We start from the raw sequence: 15,913 nt of genomic DNA, 5'->3' as shown, positions 1-15,913 counted from the left end.
GGGGTAGCCTATCCCCGCCAGTCGCCGGCCGCCGCCATCCATAGCGACACGGCGGCGGCGGCGGCGGTATCGGCGCGCAGGATGCGGGGGCCAAGCGTGATCGCGGTCGCCGATCCATGTGCCCGGATCAGGGCGCGCTCCTCGTCGTCGAACCCGCCTTCGGGACCGATCAGGATCGCCGCCGGCCCGGCATGGGCGCGCATCGCGTCGAACGCGGGCACACCACCGGTTTCGTCGGCGAAGAACAGCGCACGCTCCGCCGGCCAGTCGCGCAGCAGCGCGGGCAGCTTCACCGGATCGGCCAGATCGGTCAGTGCGGTGCGGTCGCACTGCTCCGCCGCCTCGATCAGATGGGCGCGCAGGCGGTCGGCATTGGGCTTGTCGACGATCGTCCGCCGCGTGATTACCGGAACCAGCCGGGCGACGCCCAGTTCGCACGCCTTTTCCGCCAGCCAGTCGACCCGGCCCTTCTTCAGCGGCGCGGCGCACAGCCACAGGTCTGGCACCGGCTCGCGTTCCCGCAACAGGCTGACGATATCCAGCGTCAGGTCGCGTTTGCCGGCGGCCATGACGGTGGCAAGCCACTCGCCGGTCCGGTCGTCGAACAGCTTCACCGGATCGCCGGGCTTCGCCCGCATCACCGTCGCAAGGTAATGCGCGGGCGGACCATCGAGCGTGATCGGGCCGGCGGCGAGCGATCGGTCGACGAACAGGCGCGGCGTCGATTGCGGCGGCCAGGCGGGGGTGGCAGGCAGGGGAGGAACTCCTATTGGTGGGGGCGACGACGCCACAGGCGGCGCAACACGAACCAGGCGGTGATGGCGATGGCGGCCGCCAGCAGCACGCCGCCCGCGACGACCCCGGCGACACGGAAGATCGCCCAGAACAGCGCCTCCACGAAACGGCCGACCGCGACCGACAGGCCGATCATGGGTGGTGGCACCGTGTCATCGCCTTGGGGATAGCGCGGTCGGCGCCCGCGTCATAGCGGTTCCCCCGATGGCATCGTCGCGATAGGGCGGGGCCATGATCACAATCGTTCCCGACAGCGAGCATCGCGGGCTCGTCGCGCGGTTGCCGCGCACCGTGCAGGGGCTGGTGCTGCTGGCACGGCTCGACCGGCCGATCGGCTGGTGGCTACTGTTCTGGCCGGGGGCCTGGGGCGTGGCGCTGGCCGGTGGCGCGGTCCGGCGATGGGATCTGATCCTGTGGATACTGCTCGGCTCGATCGCGATGCGCGGCGCGGGCTGCGTCTACAATGATATCGTCGACCGCGATCTCGACGCACAGGTCGCCCGCACCGCCGCGCGACCGATTCCCAGCGGCATGGTATCGACGAGGACGGCGTGGGCATGGCTGGTGGCGCTCAGCCTGATCGGGCTCGTCGTGCTGGTGCAACTGCATGGGCCGGCCGCGATGGTGGCGCTGGCCAGCCTCGCGCCGGTGGCGGCCTATCCGTTCATGAAGCGGATCACCTGGTGGCCGCAGGCATGGCTGGGTCTGGTCTTCTCATGGGCGGCGCTGGTCGGGTGGAGCGAGACGGCGGGCGACCTGTCCGCGCCGATGTGGTGGCTCTATGCCGGCAGCATCGCCTGGGTGATCGGATACGACACGATCTACGCGTTGCAGGACCGGGAAGACGACGCGTTGATCGGCGTGCGATCGTCCGCGCTGCGGATGGGCAGCCATGTGCGGGGTGGGGTAGCGGCCTTCTATACGGCGGCGGTGGGGCTGTGGGGCATCGCGATCTGGAGCGTGCGTGCCGATCCGCTGGCGCTCGTCGCGCTGTTGCCGGCGGCGGCGCATCTGGCGTGGCAGGTCGCGACGCTGCGGCCCGACGATGGCACGGGCGCACTGGCCCGCTTCCGCGCGAACCGGATGACGGGGCTGTTGCTGTTCCTCGCCTTCGCGGTGGTGGGAACGGCGGGCTGACCAGCCGGTATCGTTCATCGCCGCGAAACCTTTGGCCCGACCGGGCATTGGCGACGACGAACCCCCTTCTATCGTCAGGTCGCGTCATGAAACAGCTGTTGCCCGTCGTCCTCGCCCTCATCCCGCTGGCCGCCGTAATCGGAGCGTGCGTTACCTGTCCGTGAGGTAATTGGGAGAACCCGGCCGCGGAAAAAGCGCATCGCGGCGAGTTCACGCGAACCTTTTGCGAAAGGCACCTCATCCGCCACCATGCCCTCCCCGGCGGAAGCCGGGGTCCAGTGGGATGAACGTTGGTGATGACTTACTGCCACCTTCCCAACTGGGCCCCGGCTTCCGCCGGGGAAGCACAGGGGCTTCCCAAAAGTCTCGCAAAGGCCGGTATTTTGTCGGGGGGGGGCGATGTGCGGTAGAATCGCCGCCGGTCCCATTGGACCCCGGCTTAGGTCCCGATCACACGACAAAAAAGGCCGCCCGAATTTCTCCGGGCGGCCTTTTTGTTCGGGCCGATGACGGCGAAGGCGTTAGCCCTGCGCCGGCTCGTCGGACTGGACCTCGGCGGTCGCGCCCGGCTCGGCATTGGGATCGTAATCCTCGGTGAAGCCGGCCTCGTCGCGCTCGAACATCGATGCCATGACATCGACGCCCTGCGACTGCATCTCGGCCTCTTCGGGAGAGCGGGCCACGTTCACCTTGACGGTGACCGAGACTTCCGGGTGCAGCGCCACCTTGACGGTGTACACGCCGATCGCCTTGATCGGCTTGTCGAGCACGATCGCCGACTTGGCGACCTTGTGACCATCGGCTTCCAGCGCCTCGATCAGATCGCGCACCGCGACCGAACCGTAGAGCTGGCCGGTGTTCGATGCCTGACGGATCAGCGTGACCTGCGCGTCCTTGAAGGACTGTGCTTCCTTCTCGGCTTCGCCGCGACGGTTGGCATTGTCCGATTCGATGCGCGACCGGTTGGCCTCGAACACCTTGCGGTTGGCTTCGTTGGCGCGCAGCGCCTTCTTGCGCGGCAGCAGGAAGTTGCGGGCGAACCCGTCCTTCACCTTCACCACGTCGCCGATGGCGCCGAGCTTCTCGACGCGCTCAAGCAGAATGACGTCCATTGTTCGGACTCCTTACTTAACGACGTAGGGCAGCAGGCCCAGATGACGGGCGCGCTTGATCGCCTGCGCCAGCTCGCGCTGCTTCTTGGCGCTCACCGAGGTGATGCGCGACGGCACGATCTTGCCACGCTCGGACACGAAGCCCTGCAGCAACCGGACGTCCTTATAGTCGATCCGGGGGGCATCCTTGGCCGAAAACGGGCAGGACTTGCGGCGGCGGAAAAACGGGCGAGCCATTATGCGGCCTCCTCTTCACGGTCACGACGGGGTGCGCGCTCGGGGCGGTCGCCACGGGGGCCACGGTCGCCGCCTTCGCGGTCGCCACGACGCTCACGGTCGCGCTCCTGCTTGCGCATCATCGCCGAGGGGCCGGCTTCCAGCTCGTCGACCTTGACGGTCATGAAGCGGATCACGTCCTCGTTGATCTGGGTCTGGCGCTCCAGTTCGGCGACCACGCCGGCGGGTGCGTCGATTTCGAGCATCACGTAATGCGCCTTGCGGTTCTTCGCGATGCGATACGCCAGCGAACGCAGGCCCCAGGTCTCGGTCTTCACGACCTTGCCCTGATTGTCCGTGATGATCTTGGTGGCGGCTTCCGCCAACGCATCCACCTGCGCCTGTGCCAGATCCTGGCGCGCAAGGAACACGTGCTCGTACAGAGCCATGTCTTACCTTCTATGTTGGCCGATCGCTGACGCCGCCCCATGCGGTCGCCCCTCCGGCTGTCGTCGTACGTCAACGGGGCGGCAGACATGCGCCTGCCACCCCGTGCGCAGGGTCCATACCCGTTTCCGGCCGAAACGCAAGTTGCCTGCGCGGGCGTCCCTGCCTAAGGCGCACGGCTTCTGAATTCAGGGAGACGCCGGATGCGCGCATTCATCTTTCCGGGGCAGGGCAGCCAGTCCGTCGGCATGGGCAAGGCGCTGGCCGAGGCCAGTTCGGTCGCCCGCGAGGTGTTCGGCGAGGTCGACGAGGCGCTGGGCCAGCACCTGTTCCGCCTGATGACCGAGGGGCCGGCCGACGACCTGCTGCTCACCGAGAACGCGCAGCCCGCGATCATGGCGAACGCGATCGCGACCCTGCGCGTGCTGGAGCGTGAAGGCGGCGTGCAGCTGGCCGAAAAGGCGGATTACGTCGCGGGCCATTCGCTGGGCGAATATACCGCCCTGTGCGCGGCGGGCACCTTCGACCTCGCCACCACCGCCCGGCTGCTCAAGCTGCGCGGACAGGCGATGCAGGCGGCGGTGCCGGTGGGCGAGGGGGCGATGGCGGCCCTGCTCGGCGCCGATCTGGACAAGGCGCAGGTGATCGCGGGCGCGGCGGTCGACGCCATCCTGGCGGAAGGCGGCGAGGAACTGGTCTGCACCGTCGCCAACGACAATGATTCCTCGCAGGTCGTGATCTCCGGCCATCGGCTGGCGGTGGAACGCGCGGTGGCGCTGGCGAAGGAGCTGGGGGCGAAGCGCGCGGTGCTGCTGCCGGTGTCCGCGCCGTTCCACTGCCCGTTGATGGCGGACGCCGCGACCGCGATGGACGCCGCGCTGGCCGAGGCGATGATCGCCGCGCCATTGGTGCCGCTCTATTGCAACGTCGATGCGGTCGCGATCGCCGATCCCGGCGCGATCCGCGCCGCGCTGGTCGCGCAGGTGACGGGCATGGTCCGCTGGCGCGAATCGGTGCTGGCGATGGCGGCGGCGGGGGTGACCGAGTTCGTCGAGCTGGGCGGCAAGGTGCTGGCCCCGATGGTCAAGCGCATCGCTCCCGATGCGACGGCGACCAGCGTGGTGACGATGGACGATATCGAGGCGTTGCTGAAGACGCTCTGACACCTAATGCGATAGGCAGGATGCTGGTTCACGCGGAGACGCGGAGACGCGGAGAAGAAGTGAGGGACATCGACGAGATCAGCGGTGACGTACTCGACCTTGCGTTGAGGATTCATCGCGATCTTGGTCCCGGTCTTCTTGAAAGCGTGTACGAGACGGTGCTAGCCGGCAAACTGACCGCGATGGGCTATGCCGTGGTGCGCCAGCGTGCCGTCAGCATCGAATTCGAAGGCATGGTGTTCGATGGCGCCTTTCGCGTCGACCTGATGGTGCACGACCGGCTCGTCGTGGAGATCAAATCGATCGAGCGGCTGAATGTCGCCCATGCCAAGCAATTGCTGACCTACCTCCGCCTGCTGAAGCAGCCCGTCGGGCTGTTGCTGAATTTCGGTGGCGCGGCGCTGAAGGAAGGGGTGCGACGGATCGTCAACGACCATCATCCCTCCGCGTCTCCGCGTCTCCGCGTGAACCAACCTTCAGGAGATTAAAACGATGTTCGATCTTTCAGGCATGACCGCGCTCGTCACCGGCGCTTCCGGGGGGATCGGATCGGCGATCGCGCGCGGGCTGGTGGCGCAGGGCGCGACGCTGGCGGTGTCGGGGTCCAACGCCGCCAAGCTGGAGGATTTCCGCGCCTCGCTGGGCGGGACCGGCCATGTCGCGCTCCCCTGCGACCTGTCGGACGCCGCCCAGGTCGATGCACTGGTGCCGCAGGCGGTGGCGGCCTTGGGCGGTCGGCTCGATATCCTCGTCAACAATGCCGGGGTGACGCGCGACAATCTGGCGATGCGGATGAAGGACGAGGAGTGGGACACCGTCATCCGCGTCAATCTGGAGGCGGCGTTCCGGCTGATGCGCGCGGCGGCCAGGCCGATGATGAAGGCGCGGTTCGGGCGGATGATCTCGATCACCTCGGTCGTCGGGCAGACGGGCAATCCGGGGCAGGCCAATTATGCCGCATCCAAGGCCGGCCTCGTCGGCATGTCCAAGGCGCTGGGGCAGGAACTGGCCAGCCGCAACATCACCGTCAACTGCGTCGCCCCCGGCTTCATCCGCTCCGCGATGACGGACGGGCTGCCCGAGGCGCAGAAGGCGACGCTCACCGCGCGCATTCCGGCGGGCGACCTCGGCACCGGCGAGGATATCGCCGCGGCGGTCGTCTATCTGGCCAGCCGTGAGGCGGGGTACGTCACCGGGCAGACGCTGCACGTCAATGGCGGCATGGCGATGGTCTGACGCGACGGGCCACCTGTCGTGCGGGCCTTGCCACGGCACCACCCGCGTTATAGGTGCGTTCAGGAATACCGAATTACCGCTTAACGAAGAGGGACTACCATGAGCGAGACCGCCGACCGCGTGAAGAAGATCGTCGTCGAGCATCTCGGCGTCGAGGCCGAAAAGGTGACCGAGGAAGCGAGCTTCATCGACGACCTGGGTGCCGACAGCCTCGATATCGTCGAGCTGGTCATGGCGTTCGAAGAGGAATTCGGCGTCGAGATTCCCGACGATGCGGCCGAGAAGATCACGACCGTGCGCGATGCGATCACCTATATCGACGAGCACAAGGCATAAAGACACGCGCCGTGGCTCCCTGATCGGGGAGCCCGGATGACAACGGCCCCCCGTCCCCGCTGAGAGGGCGGGGGGCCGTTTCATTATGAGACAGGATGGAGATTGGGTATGCGGCGCGTCGTCGTGACCGGATTGGGCCTCGTGACGCCGCTTGGTGCGGACGTCGAGACGGCGTGGGCGAACATATTGGCGGGCAAGTCGGGCGCAGGCCCCATCACCCGCTTCGACGCCTCCGACCAGGTATGTCGGATCGCGTGCGAGGTGAAGCCCGCCGACCATGAATACGGGTTCGATCCCGGCAAGCGCGTCGACCACAAGGTGCAGCGTCAGGTCGATCCGTTCATCATCTATGGCATCGACGCCGCCGGACAGGCGCTGGAGGATGCCGGCCTGACCGAGATGACGGTCGAGGAAAGCTGGCGCGCGGGCTGTTCGATCGGATCGGGCATCGGCGGGCTGCCGGGGATCGAAAGCGAGTCGATCGTCCTGCATACCAAGGGGCCACGCCGCGTCTCGCCGCACTTCGTCCATGGCCGGCTCATCAACCTGATCTCGGGTCAGGTATCGATCAAATACGGCCTGCGTGGGCCGAATCACGCGGTCGTCACCGCCTGCTCCACCGGCGCGCATGCGATCGGCGATGCGGCGCGGATGATCGCGATGGACGACGCCGACGTGATGCTGGCGGGCGGGGCGGAGGGCACGGTCTGCCCGCTCGGCATCGCCGGCTTCGCGCAGGCGCGCGCGCTGTCGACCGGGTTCAACGACACGCCGGAAAAGGCGAGCCGCCCGTACGACAAGGATCGCGACGGCTTCGTCATGGGCGAAGGCGCGGGCATCGTCGTGCTGGAGGAATATGAACACGCCAAGGCACGCGGCGCGAAGATCTATGCCGAGGTGATCGGGTACGGCCTGTCGGGCGACGCCTATCACGTCACCGCCCCGCATCCGGAGGGTGACGGCGCGTTCCGATCGATGCAGATGGCGCTGAAGAAGGCGGGGCTGGCCCCGTCGGACATCGATTACATCAACGCGCACGGCACCTCGACGCCGATGGGCGACGAACTGGAGCTGGGCGCGGTGCGGCGGCTGTTCGGCGATGCGATGCAGACGGTGTCGATGTCGTCGACCAAATCGGCGATCGGCCATCTGCTGGGCGGTGCGGGGGCGGTCGAATCGATCTTCTGCATCCTCGCGCTGCGCGACCAGATCGTGCCGCCGACGCTGAATCTCGACAATCCCAGCGACAGCTGCGTCGGGGTCGATTTGGTGCCGCATGTCGCCAAAAAGCGGCAGGTGCGCGCGGTGCTGAACAACTCGTTTGGCTTCGGCGGCACCAACGCGTCGCTGGTGATGCGCGCGGTCTGACCGGCATATGCGCAAGCTCGGCTGCCTGATCCTCCTGATCGCGCTGGTGGTCACCGCCGTGCTGGTCGCCACCAATCTGTGGGTGGGTACCGGCCCGGCCGAGCGGCCCGTCGCGGTGGTGGTGCCGGAGGGCGCCAGCCTCGCCCGTGCCGCGACCGAGCTGGAGCGGGCCGGCGCGATCCGCTCCGCCAGCCGCTTCCGCCTGTTCGCGCGGGTGTTCGGCGGCGGTGGCTCGATCAAGGCGGGCGAGTATCAGATCCCCGCCGGTGCCAGCCAGAAGGACGTGTTGGCCCTGCTGGGGGAGGGCAAGGTCCGCCAGCGGCTGGTCGCGGTGCCGGAGGGGTATCCCTCGATCATGGTGCATGATGCGGTGATGCGGGCCGACGGGCTGACCGGAACGGTGGCGGTGCCGGCGGAAGGGTCGATCCTGCCCGACAGCTATGCTTATCAGCGCGGCGATACCCGTGCCGCGCTGGTCGCCCGGATGCAGAAGGCGATGAAGGACTACCTCGCCGCCGCCTGGGCGAAGCGCAAGCCGGGTATCGCGGTGACGACGCCCGGACAGGCGATCACGCTGGCCGCGATCGTCGAGAAGGAAACCGGCAAGCCCGCCGAACGCCGCACCGTGGCGGCGGTCTATGGCAACCGCCTGCGCATCGGCATGCCGCTACAGGCGGACCCGACCGTGATCTACCCGATCACCAAAGGCCGACCACTCGGCCGCCGCATCCTGCGGTCCGAACTGCACGCGAAGAACGGCTACAACACCTATGCCAGTCCCGGCCTGCCGGTCGGCCCCATCGCCAACCCCGGCCGCGCCTCGATCGACGCGGTGCTGGACCCTGCCAAGTCGCAGGCGCTGTATTTCGTCGCGGACGGCAGCGGCGGCCACGTGTTCGCGAACACGCTGGCGGAGCATAATGCCAATGTCGCGAAATGGTACGCGATCCGGCGGCAACGGGGCGAGATGTAGGCGTTGCCCCGCAGTTCCGGGCGAACTTGACTCGCAATCCCGGGATGCGCCACAATGACCCTCACGGGCTTATGCGGACGCCCGTTCAAACGGTAATCGTTCAAGTCCGCTCCATTCCGCCGCGCTTGCGGCGATTAGGAGCGATGCATGATCGATATGACCGACGAAGTCCGCCCACCGCAGATCGGCCTGATCGCGCTTTTCCTGAAGTTCCTGCGCTTTGGCGCGCTGGCATTCGGTGGGCCGGTCGCCCAGATCGCGATGTTGCGGGCGGCGCTGGTCGAGGACGAACGCTGGATCGGATCGCAGAGGTTCAACCGGTTGCTGGCGGTGCTGCAGGTACTGCCGGGGCCGGAAGCGCACGAGCTGTGCGTGCATCTGGGCATGATCGCGCGGGGCCGGGCTGGCGGTTTTCTGGCAGGACTGGGCTTCATGCTGCCGGGGTTTCTGGCGATGATGGCCGCCGGCTGGCTGTACGTGACGTGGATCACCGGTGATGTCGGGTTGGCCGGGGCGCTGACGGGCATCCAGATCGCCGTCCTCGCCATCATCCTGCGCGCGGTGGTGCGCATCGGGGGGCATGTCATCGAGGGAGGATTATTGGCGGCGATAGCCTTGGCCAGTCTTGTTGCGACCCTGCTCGGTGTGCCGTTCTGGATCCCGCTGGTGACGGCTGGTCTGGTCTATGTAGCGGCGGAACGGACGGGCATCATCGCGCTCATCGTCGGCGGCGCGGTCGCCATCGCCATCGCGGTCGACGCGATCACATGGCCGGGCGCGTCGGTCGTCGATGCGACGGCGGTCACGGTGCCGGCCTTGTTCATTGCCGGGCTGAAGGGCGGATTGCTTACCTTCGGTGGGGCATACACCGCCATTCCTTATGTGCGAGCCGACACGGTCGGGCGTGGATGGATCGGCGACGCGACGTTCCTCGACGGCATTGCACTGGCGGGCGTGCTGCCGGCACCGCTGGTCATCTTCGCAACGTTCGTCGGCTATGTGGCCGGTGGGCCGGCAGGTGCGGTGGCTATCACGGCAGGGATGTTCCTGCCCGCCTTCGCCTTTTCCCTGATCCTGTTCGAGCGGCTGGAGGCCTTGGTGGAAAACCCCGCTCTGCATCGCCTGCTGGCCGGCGTCGCGGCAGCGGTCGTGGGGATCATCGCCGCGATCTTCGTGCAGTTGGGGATTACGGCGGCGGGGGCGGTCGAACGGCTGTCGGTCGGACTGGCGCTGTTTGGCCTCGCCGCCGTCGCCGCCTGGCGATTGAAGGGGGCGTGGGTAACGCCCGCGATCATCGCCGGCGGGGGCATGGTCGGATGGTTGCTGGTCGCGTGACGGCTAGCCCCGCAAGGCCGCCGCCGCCCGTGCCTTCGCCTCGATCTCGGCCAGCGTGCCGCCGGTCACCCAGCTGCCGCCGACGCATTCGACCGGTTCCACTGCCAGCCAGTCGCGCGCGCTCGCTTCGGTGATGCCGCCGGTGGGGCAGAAGCGGCACTGGTAGAAGGGGGCGGCGAGCGCCTTCAGCGCCTTGATCCCGCCCGAGGTTTCGGCAGGGAAGAACTTGAACGCGGTCAGCCCCATGTCCAGCCCGCGCATGATGTCGCCCGCCGTGGCGACGCCGGGGAGGAAGGGGACGCCGGACTTCACGATCGTCTCGCCCAGACCCTGCGACAGGCCAGGGGAGACGATGAATTCAGCGCCCGCCGCCATCACCTGTTCGAACTGGCCCTGCGACACGACCGTGCCGGCGCCGACGATCGCGCCCTCCACCTTCTTCATCTCGGCGATCGCGTCGAGGGCGGCGGGGGTGCGCATCGTCACTTCCAGCACGCGCAGGCCACCGGCGACCAGCGCCTCGGCCAGCGGGCGGGCGGTGGTGGCGTCGTCGATCACCAGCACGGGGATGACGGCGCTGGTGCGCATGATGGTGAGGATATCGGTCATCTGGAATGCTCCTGGGCAAAGGCGGCAGCCGCGCCGAACAGGCCGGGCTGGGGATGGGTGATGAGCTTGACGGGCATGGCGGCCATCATCGACTGGAACCGGCCCTTGGCGACGAAGCGCTGGTCGAAGCCGGAGCGCAGCAACCGGTCCTTGATGCGCAGGCCGAGGCCGCCGGCGATCACCACGCCCTTCGCGCCGTGCGCCAGCGCGAGATCGCCCGCGACGGCGCCCAGCGCGAGGCAGAAGCGGTCGAGCGCGGCGAGCGCGATCGAATCGGTGCCCTCCAGCGCCTCCTGCCAGATCGTCTTGTCGTCACGGCTGGGGACGGGGCGGCCCTCCATCTCGGCCAGCGTCTCGTAGATCGCGACGATGCCGGGGCCGGCGACGACGCGCTCGGCGGACACGCGGGTGAAGGTCTTGCGCAGCCGGCGCAGGATCGTGTCCTCGATCCCGTCGAGCGGCGCATAGTCCATGTGCCCGCCTTCGGTCGACAGGACGTGATAACCGCCATCGGCCTTCAGCACCTGCGCCACGCCCAGCCCGGTGCCGGGGCCGCAGACGGTGGTGATGCCCTTGGTCGGCAAGGGCACGTCAGGCCCGCAGAGATGGACGAAATCCGCATCGGGCAACTGTGCCACGGCATGGCCGACCGCCCCGAAGTCGTTGATGATCGTATAGGTTTCAGCGTTCAGCCGCTCCGGGATCAGCGAAGGGCGGATGACCCAGGGGTTGTTGGTCAGCCGGATCACGTCACCGGTGATCGGCGAGGCGACCGACAGCGCGGCGGCACGGGGCAGGGGGCCGTCAGCTTGCGCCTCGAATGCCTGCCACGCGGTCTGGAGCGAGGCATGCTCGGCGGTCTTCTGCGTGCAGACCTCGCCCAGCGAGACGACATGGCCGCCCTCGACCTCGGCGATGGCGAAGCGGGCATGGGTGCCCCCGATATCGACTGCGACGACCTGCATTCTATTCCATCTCCGCGTTGAGGGAGAGGGTCGGGGAAGGTGGGAGCATCACTCACCACCGCCGCACCGTTCCTCTCCCCGGCCCTCTCCCCCGATGGGGAAAGGGGATTACAGGCCCGCGCCCGCCAGCACGGCGGATGCACCCTTTTCGGCTTCGTCGGCCAGCGACCGGAACATGCCGAACAGTTCGCGACCCATGCCGGTGGCGGCGGGCGGGGCTACGGCCTGTTCGCGCGCGGCCCATTCATCGGCATCGACCAGCGCATCGACGGTGCCCGCCACCGCATCGACGCGGATCAGATCGCCGTCGCGGATGCGACCGATCGCACCGCCCAGCAGCGCCTCCGGCGAGCAATGGATCGCGCACGGCACCTTGCCGCTGGCACCCGACATCCGGCCGTCCGTCACCAGTGCGACGCGGAAGCCGCGATTCTGGAGAACGCCGAGCGGCGGCGTCAGCTTGTGGAGTTCCGGCATGCCGTTGGCGCGCGGCCCCTGGAAGCGGACGACGACGACGACGTCCTGTTCCAGCTCGCCGGCCTTGAACGCCTCCAGCACGTCGAGCTGGTCGTGAAACACACGGGCCGGCGCCTCGACCACCCAGCGCTCGCGCTCGACGGCGGATACCTTGATGCACGCGCGGCCGATATTGCCCGCCAGGATGCGCATGCCGCCATCGGGGGAAAAGGGTGCCGCCGCCGGGCGCAGGATCGTGTCGTCGCCACTGACGCCGGGATCGACCCAGTGAAGAGTATCATCATCGATCACCGGTTTGCCGGCATAGGCAGCCATGCCGCCTGATGCGACGGTCATGATGTCGTCGTGGAGCAGCCCTTCGCCGAGCAGTTCGCGGATGACATAGGGCATGCCGCCCGCCGCCTCGAACCCGTTCACGTCCGCCGATCCGTTGGGATAGACGCGCGCGATCAGCGGCACCGTCGTCGAGAGGCGATCGAAATCCTCCCAGTCGATCACGATGCCCGCCGCACGGGCGATGGCGGGCACGTGGAGCAGGTGGTTGGTCGAACCACCGGTCGCCAGCAGCCCGACCGCCGCATTGACGATCGCGCGTTCGTCGACGCACCAGCCCAGCGGCCGGTAATCGTCGCCGCGCACGCCGATCGCCGCCAGCCGGTGGACGGCGGCGCGGGTCAGTTCCTGCCGCAATTTCGTGCCGGGATTGACGAAGGCGGCACCGGGAATGTGCAGGCCCATCACCTCCATCATCATTTGGTTGGTGTTGGCGGTGCCGTAGAAGGTGCAGGTCCCCTTGCCGTGATAGGCCTGAATCTCCGCATCTAGCAATTCGTCGCGGCTGGCATCGCCCACCGCATAACGTTCGCGAACCGCCGCCTTCGCCTTGTTGGGCAGGCCGGTCGGCATCGGGCCGCCGGGGATCAGGATGGTCGGCAGATGGCCGAAGCGCAGCGCGCCCATCAGCAGGCCCGGCACGATCTTGTCGCAGATGCCCAGCAGGGCCGCACCCTCGAACGTGCCGTGGGACAGGCCGACCGCGGTCGACAGCGCGATCGTGTCGCGGCTGAACAGCGACAGTTCCATGCCGGGATAACCCTGCGTCACGCCGTCGCACATCGCGGGCACGCCGCCCGCCACCTGCGCGGTGGCACCGGCCTCGCGCGCCCAGATCTTCATCAGTTCGGGATACCGATAATAGACCGCGTGCGCCGACAGCATGTCGTTATAGGCGGTGACGATGCCGATGTTCATGCCGCGATCGGCCTTCATCGCATCTCGGTCCTCGTCCGTGCCGGCATAGGCATGGGCGAGGTTGGCACAGCCGAGCTGCGGCCGGCGGATGCCGTTGTCCCGCTCCCGCTCGATCAGGTCGAGATAGGCGCGCCGGCTGTCACGCGACCGGGCGATGATCCGGTCGGTGACGGCGGCGACGGCATCCTTCATCATTCAGGCGCTCCAGTGGATATCGATGGGCAGTTCGACGTCGGCCAGGACGCGGCCGATCGGGTAGGGGGACGACGGCCCCTCCGCAATCGCCTGTTCCAGCACCTTGCGCTTGGCGTCGCCGGTGACGGCGATCATCAGCGCGCGGGTGGAGGCGATGGCGGCACGCGACAGCGTGACGCGCGCGACCGGCGCTTCGGGCGGCAGCGGATCGGGCATCACGCCCAGTGCGCGGCGTTCCTTGGGGCCGTTCATCGCCTCGTCGAAATCGGGACCGGGGAAGATCGAGGCGGTGTGCCCGTCGCCGCCCACGCCCAACAGGCAGAAGTCGAGTGGCCAGTGAAGGTCCTGCATCAACGCATCGGCGGAGCGGCCGGCGGCCTTGTGATCGGCCGTCGCCTCCGGCACGATCGGCATGACCCGCGCACCCTTGGGCAGGAAGATCTTGGCAAGCGCGGTGACGTTCGACAGCGGATCGCCGAGCGGCACGATCCGTTCGTCCGTCGGGATGATCGTCACCTTCTTCCAGTCGAGCTTCGCCTTGGCCAGCTTCTCATAGGCGGGGAAGGGCGTCTTGCCCCCCGCCAGCGCGATCACCGCGGAGCCGCGGGCGTCCAGTGCGCTTTCGATGACGAACTGAATGTCGCCGGCGATCGCATCGGCCAGTTCGCCGGCGTCGTCATATTCCCACCATTCGATCTCGGTCATGTCGTGCCTTCGTGTCGCTGAAAGAAACGGGCGACGCACCCGTGGATAGACCGGGCGGGCGCCCATGGGTAGTCGTGATGGATATGTATGAAGCGCGCTCCCGCCCGACGAGCGGGGTGCGCGACGATCAGTCGTCCTGCCAGGTCACGCCGCCGCGTTCGGTCAGGCCGATCGCCGCAGACGGCCCCCATGAGCCGGACGGATAATGTTTCGGCTTCTGGTCGTTCGCGACCCAGCCGGCGCGGATGGCATCGATGAAGCGCCACTGGGCCTCCACCTCGTCGCGGCGGACGAACAGCGTCTGGTCGCCCTCGATCAGGTCGAGCAGCAGGCGCTCATAGGCGATCCGGCGGCGGCTGCCGGCGAATTCGGCGTCCATCGACAGGTTGAGCGGCACCTCGCGCAGGCGCACGCCGTCGCGGTCGAGGCCGGGTTCCTTCGCCATCACCAGCAGCTGGACATATTCCTCCGGCTGCAACCGGATGATGAGCATGTTGGGCTGGAGCAGCCCGCCGCGCCCCGCGAACATCGAATGCGGCACCGCCTTGAACTGGATCGCGATCTCCGACCGGCGCGTCGCCATGCGTTTGCCGGTGCGCAGGTAGAAGGGCACGCCCTGCCACCGCCAGTTGTCGATATGCGCCTTGATCGCGACGAACGTTTCGGTCGATGACGGCTTGCCCAGTTCGTCGGCATAGCTTTTGACGAACTCGCCCTTCACCGCGCCGTCGCCATATTGGCCGGTCACGACGTTCTGGGGCACTTCCTCGGGCTTCATGATGCGCAGGGAACGGAACACCTTGCTCTTCTCGTCGCGCACGTCGTTGCCGTCGAACTTGGCGGGCGGCTCCATCGCGACGAGCGCCAGCAACTGCAGGATATGGTTCTGCACCATGTCCCGCATTGCGCCTGCGGTTTCGTAATAGCCGGCGCGTTCTTCCAGCCCGACCGTCTCGGCGATCGTGATCTGGACGTTGTCGATGCCGCGCGCGTTCCAGACGGGTTCGAAGAACGAATTGCCGAAACGCAGCGCCAGGATGTTCTGGACCGTTTCCTTGCCCAGATAATGGTCGATCCGGTACGTCCTGTCCTCGGGAAAGGCGACCGCGACCGCGTCGTTGATCTCCTGACTGGAGGCGAGGTCGTAGCCGAGCGGCTTTTCCAGTCCGATCCGCACCGTCTCACCCGCCAGCCCGACCTGTTCCAGCCCGGTGATCGCCGCCTCGAACAGCGAGGGCGCGGTGGACAGATAGATGGCCAGACCACCTGATACATCGCCCAGCTTTTCGGCCAGCGCGGGGAAGGTGTCGGGGTTGGACAGGTCGACCGACTGATAGAACAGGCGGTCCAGGAAGCTGGCCAGTGCGCCTTCGTCGCGGCGGTCCTCTGTCAGGAACTCGTCGAGTGCCTTTTTGGCGAACTCGCGGTAACCGGCATCGTCCATGTCGGTGCGCGCCGAACCGGTGATCGTCAGCCCCTCCGGCAACAGGCCGTCGGCATGAAGACCATAGAGGGATGGCAGCAGCATCCGCTGTGCGAGATCGCCGGTCGCTCCGAACAGGAGCAGCTTGCCTACCGGTTTACGCTGCATCA

General features: G+C 67.6%; 18 protein-coding genes. 8 read left to right on the top strand and 10 right to left on the bottom strand.

Annotated features, from left to right (window positions below):
- Positions 1 to 8: 8 nt before the first annotated feature.
- Complete coding sequence (locus tag ABD719_RS13220; protein WP_344694024.1) at positions 9 to 755, bottom strand: 16S rRNA (uracil(1498)-N(3))-methyltransferase; 747 nt, start codon at positions 753 to 755, stop codon at positions 9 to 11.
- 11 nt (positions 756 to 766) lie between these two features.
- Positions 767 to 943: a hypothetical protein gene (locus ABD719_RS13215; RefSeq protein WP_344693857.1), complete on the bottom strand. Its 177-nt coding sequence runs from the start codon at positions 941 to 943 to the stop codon at positions 767 to 769.
- Positions 944 to 1,026: 83 nt separating this feature from the next.
- Here ABD719_RS13215 and ubiA point away from each other — a divergent pair, with 83 nt between their 5' ends.
- On the top strand, positions 1,027 to 1,932 hold the full coding sequence (ubiA, locus tag ABD719_RS13210) for a 4-hydroxybenzoate octaprenyltransferase (protein WP_344693856.1): 906 nt from the start codon (positions 1,027 to 1,029) through the stop codon (positions 1,930 to 1,932).
- Positions 1,933 to 2,453: 521 nt separating this feature from the next.
- Here ubiA and rplI read toward each other — a convergent pair.
- The 3 genes from rplI to rpsF are packed head-to-tail and all read right to left on the bottom strand — an operon-like array spanning position 2,454 to position 3,709.
- Positions 2,454 to 3,044 carry a 50S ribosomal protein L9 gene (gene rplI / locus ABD719_RS13205; protein ID WP_344693855.1) on the bottom strand — a complete coding sequence of 197 codons (591 nt, stop codon included), beginning with the start codon at positions 3,042 to 3,044 and terminating at the stop codon, positions 2,454 to 2,456.
- A 12-nt stretch (positions 3,045 to 3,056) separates the two neighbouring features.
- Positions 3,057 to 3,281, bottom strand: a complete 225-nt coding sequence (rpsR, locus tag ABD719_RS13200; protein ID WP_007403456.1) for a 30S ribosomal protein S18 — start codon at positions 3,279 to 3,281, stop codon at positions 3,057 to 3,059.
- The gene (gene rpsF, locus ABD719_RS13195) at positions 3,281 to 3,709 is read right to left on the bottom strand and encodes a 30S ribosomal protein S6 (protein ID WP_192124743.1); all 429 of its coding nucleotides are present in this window, start codon (positions 3,707 to 3,709) and stop codon (positions 3,281 to 3,283) included. Before rpsF ends, rpsR begins: the two co-directional genes overlap by 1 nt.
- A 201-nt stretch (positions 3,710 to 3,910) precedes the next feature.
- On the opposite strand from rpsF, the gene fabD reads away from it, so the two are divergent.
- From fabD to chrA, 7 genes are all read left to right on the top strand, one after another.
- Positions 3,911 to 4,870 (top strand): ACP S-malonyltransferase, encoded by a 960-nt coding sequence (gene fabD, locus ABD719_RS13190; protein WP_344693854.1) that lies wholly within the window; start codon positions 3,911 to 3,913, stop codon positions 4,868 to 4,870.
- A gap of 59 nt (positions 4,871 to 4,929) precedes the next feature.
- A complete protein-coding gene (locus ABD719_RS13185; protein WP_344693853.1) occupies positions 4,930 to 5,358 on the top strand; it encodes a GxxExxY protein in 429 nt (142 codons plus the stop codon).
- A gap of 4 nt (positions 5,359 to 5,362) precedes the next feature.
- Positions 5,363 to 6,106 (top strand): 3-oxoacyl-[acyl-carrier-protein] reductase, encoded by a 744-nt coding sequence (fabG, locus tag ABD719_RS13180; RefSeq protein ID WP_344693852.1) that lies wholly within the window; start codon positions 5,363 to 5,365, stop codon positions 6,104 to 6,106.
- A 99-nt stretch (positions 6,107 to 6,205) separates the two neighbouring features.
- Positions 6,206 to 6,442 carry an acyl carrier protein gene (locus ABD719_RS13175; protein WP_192124750.1) on the top strand — a complete coding sequence of 79 codons (237 nt, stop codon included), beginning with the start codon at positions 6,206 to 6,208 and terminating at the stop codon, positions 6,440 to 6,442.
- Between the two features lie 108 nt (positions 6,443 to 6,550).
- Positions 6,551 to 7,810 (top strand): beta-ketoacyl-ACP synthase II, encoded by a 1,260-nt coding sequence (gene fabF / locus ABD719_RS13170; RefSeq protein ID WP_344693851.1) that lies wholly within the window; start codon positions 6,551 to 6,553, stop codon positions 7,808 to 7,810.
- A gap of 7 nt (positions 7,811 to 7,817) precedes the next feature.
- On the top strand, positions 7,818 to 8,783 hold the full coding sequence (mltG, locus tag ABD719_RS13165) for an endolytic transglycosylase MltG (protein WP_344693850.1): 966 nt from the start codon (positions 7,818 to 7,820) through the stop codon (positions 8,781 to 8,783).
- Between the two features lie 147 nt (positions 8,784 to 8,930).
- The gene (chrA, locus tag ABD719_RS13160; protein WP_344693849.1) at positions 8,931 to 10,118 is read left to right on the top strand and encodes a chromate efflux transporter; all 1,188 of its coding nucleotides are present in this window, start codon (positions 8,931 to 8,933) and stop codon (positions 10,116 to 10,118) included.
- Positions 10,119 to 10,121: 3 nt separating this feature from the next.
- Here chrA and eda read toward each other — a convergent pair whose 3' ends face one another.
- From eda to zwf, 5 genes are all read right to left on the bottom strand, one after another.
- Positions 10,122 to 10,727 carry a bifunctional 4-hydroxy-2-oxoglutarate aldolase/2-dehydro-3-deoxy-phosphogluconate aldolase gene (gene eda, locus ABD719_RS13155; RefSeq protein ID WP_192124761.1) on the bottom strand — a complete coding sequence of 202 codons (606 nt, stop codon included), beginning with the start codon at positions 10,725 to 10,727 and terminating at the stop codon, positions 10,122 to 10,124.
- Positions 10,724 to 11,692 carry a glucokinase gene (gene glk, locus ABD719_RS13150; RefSeq protein ID WP_344693848.1) on the bottom strand — a complete coding sequence of 323 codons (969 nt, stop codon included), beginning with the start codon at positions 11,690 to 11,692 and terminating at the stop codon, positions 10,724 to 10,726. The genes eda and glk overlap by 4 nt, the downstream gene beginning before the upstream one ends.
- A 108-nt stretch (positions 11,693 to 11,800) precedes the next feature.
- Positions 11,801 to 13,612: a phosphogluconate dehydratase gene (gene edd / locus ABD719_RS13145; protein ID WP_344694023.1), complete on the bottom strand. Its 1,812-nt coding sequence runs from the start codon at positions 13,610 to 13,612 to the stop codon at positions 11,801 to 11,803.
- A 3-nt stretch (positions 13,613 to 13,615) separates the two neighbouring features.
- On the bottom strand, positions 13,616 to 14,320 hold the full coding sequence (pgl, locus tag ABD719_RS13140; protein WP_192124765.1) for a 6-phosphogluconolactonase: 705 nt from the start codon (positions 14,318 to 14,320) through the stop codon (positions 13,616 to 13,618).
- A 127-nt stretch (positions 14,321 to 14,447) separates the two neighbouring features.
- On the bottom strand, positions 14,448 to 15,911 hold the full coding sequence (gene zwf, locus ABD719_RS13135; protein ID WP_344693845.1) for a glucose-6-phosphate dehydrogenase: 1,464 nt from the start codon (positions 15,909 to 15,911) through the stop codon (positions 14,448 to 14,450).
- Positions 15,912 to 15,913: the final 2 nt, after the last annotated feature.

The sequence above is a fragment of the Sphingomonas cynarae genome (assembly GCF_039537815.1).
Classification (GTDB): Bacteria; Pseudomonadota; Alphaproteobacteria; order Sphingomonadales; family Sphingomonadaceae; genus Sphingomonas; species Sphingomonas cynarae.
Note: the sequence above shows the minus strand (reverse complement) of the source record. Positions and strands in the feature narration are given on the sequence as shown.

What these genes read in the sequence shown, in the direction of transcription:
- chrA (WP_344693849.1), top strand. Translation starts at nt 8,931, where the DNA reads ATGATCGATATGACCGACGAAGTCCGCCCACCGCAGATCGGCCTGATC.
- mltG (WP_344693850.1), top strand. Translation starts at nt 7,818, where the DNA reads ATGCGCAAGCTCGGCTGCCTGATCCTCCTGATCGCGCTGGTGGTCACC.
- glk (WP_344693848.1), bottom strand. Translation starts at nt 11,692, where the DNA reads ATGCAGGTCGTCGCAGTCGATATCGGGGGCACCCATGCCCGCTTCGCC.
- ubiA (WP_344693856.1), top strand. Translation starts at nt 1,027, where the DNA reads ATGATCACAATCGTTCCCGACAGCGAGCATCGCGGGCTCGTCGCGCGG.
- rpsF (WP_192124743.1), bottom strand. Translation starts at nt 3,709, where the DNA reads ATGGCTCTGTACGAGCACGTGTTCCTTGCGCGCCAGGATCTGGCACAG.
- edd (WP_344694023.1), bottom strand. Translation starts at nt 13,612, where the DNA reads ATGAAGGATGCCGTCGCCGCCGTCACCGACCGGATCATCGCCCGGTCG.
- fabG (WP_344693852.1), top strand. Translation starts at nt 5,363, where the DNA reads ATGTTCGATCTTTCAGGCATGACCGCGCTCGTCACCGGCGCTTCCGGG.
- pgl (WP_192124765.1), bottom strand. Translation starts at nt 14,320, where the DNA reads ATGACCGAGATCGAATGGTGGGAATATGACGACGCCGGCGAACTGGCC.
- rplI (WP_344693855.1), bottom strand. Translation starts at nt 3,044, where the DNA reads ATGGACGTCATTCTGCTTGAGCGCGTCGAGAAGCTCGGCGCCATCGGC.
- eda (WP_192124761.1), bottom strand. Translation starts at nt 10,727, where the DNA reads ATGACCGATATCCTCACCATCATGCGCACCAGCGCCGTCATCCCCGTG.
- zwf (WP_344693845.1), bottom strand. Translation starts at nt 15,911, where the DNA reads ATGCAGCGTAAACCGGTAGGCAAGCTGCTCCTGTTCGGAGCGACCGGC.
- ABD719_RS13175 (WP_192124750.1), top strand. Translation starts at nt 6,206, where the DNA reads ATGAGCGAGACCGCCGACCGCGTGAAGAAGATCGTCGTCGAGCATCTC.
- fabF (WP_344693851.1), top strand. Translation starts at nt 6,551, where the DNA reads ATGCGGCGCGTCGTCGTGACCGGATTGGGCCTCGTGACGCCGCTTGGT.
- fabD (WP_344693854.1), top strand. Translation starts at nt 3,911, where the DNA reads ATGCGCGCATTCATCTTTCCGGGGCAGGGCAGCCAGTCCGTCGGCATG.
- rpsR (WP_007403456.1), bottom strand. Translation starts at nt 3,281, where the DNA reads ATGGCTCGCCCGTTTTTCCGCCGCCGCAAGTCCTGCCCGTTTTCGGCC.